The following is a 1,170-nucleotide window of genomic DNA, read 5'->3' on the forward strand; positions in this document are numbered from 1 at the left end:
GCGTCTCGGGCCACGGCATCCGTCGGCGGTTCCTCGTCGATCACCTCGGCGTCAAGGACGTCGTCGAGGGTCTCGGGCTCGCGGTCGTCGTCGTGCGGCTCGAGGATGATGTCGCCGGTCGGCAGCTGCTCGACGTGGTGCTCCTGCACCAGCTCGGGCTCGTGCGCGGGGGCATCGTCGCCGCGGGGGTCGGCATCGGCCGTGAGCGTCGGCGACGACAGCTCGCCGAGGGCGTGGTCGCCGGGAGCGGACTCGATCGGGATCTCGTCCTCGATCACGTCGTCGTCGATGTCGTCGTCGTCGGACGTCACCGGCAGGTCGACGCTGACCTGGGCGATGTGCCCTCCGAGGATCGTGATGCTCGCCGTGTCGAGGTTCCCGCTCTCATCGAGCACGCCGTGCTCGGCGCCGTCGTCGGGGTTCGCGTCGGTGCGGTCGGGGGTCACTGCAGTCTCCAAACGGGAAGAGGGCGCGAAAGCGCCCCCTCCCAGGCTACTGCGCGGGGCGGATCACCAGCAAAAGGTCGCCGGCCTCCACCTGTTGCGTGGGACCGATCGCGACACGCTCGACCACCCCGTCGATCGGCGTGGTGATGGCGGCCTCCATCTTCATCGCCTCGATCGACGCGACGGCCTGGCCCGCGCCGACACGGTCGCCGGCGGCGATCTTGAGCGTGACCACGCCCGAGAACGGGGCGGCGACCTGACCCGGTCGAGAGGTGTCGGCCTTCTCGGCCTGGCGCGCCTCGACGTCGATCGAACGGTCGCGCACGAAGACCGGTCGCAGCTGCCCGTTCAGGGTCGTCATGACCGTGCGCATGCCCTTGCCGTCCGCGTCCCCGACGGCCTCGAGCCCCACGAACAGCTGCACGCCCCGCTCGATCTCGACCGTGTGCTCGCCGCCCGCCCGCAGGCCGTAGAGGTAGTCGGCCGTGTCGAGCACGCTCAGGTCGCCGTAGGTCGCGCGGGTCTCGAGGAACGTGCGCGTGGGACCGGGGAACAGCAGGGCGTTCAGACGCGCGCGGCGCTCGCTCGACTCCCCCGCGAGGGCGGCGGCGTCGTCGTCGGTGAGCGGCGTCGTCCCGGTCTTGGCATCCCGACCGGACAGCACCTTGGAGCGGAACGGCTCGGGCCAGCCCCCGGGCAGGTCGCCGAGCTCGCCCGCCATGAA

1 protein-coding gene and 1 pseudogene are annotated in these 1,170 nt (G+C 71.6%); both read right to left on the reverse strand.

Annotation, left to right across the window (positions count from 1 at the left end; genetic code table 11):
• A pseudogene (locus tag DBR36_RS18130) lies at nucleotides 1-446 on the reverse strand (hypothetical protein); the annotation flags it as partial.
• Nucleotides 447-492: 46 nt separating this feature from the next.
• Nucleotides 493-1,170: biotin/lipoyl-containing protein (locus tag DBR36_RS18565; RefSeq protein ID WP_308810968.1), on the reverse strand; the 678-nt coding region annotated here is incomplete at its 5' end.

This window comes from Microbacterium sp. HMWF026 (genome assembly GCF_003061325.1).
Lineage (GTDB): Bacteria > Actinomycetota > Actinomycetes > Actinomycetales > Microbacteriaceae > Microbacterium > Microbacterium testaceum_E.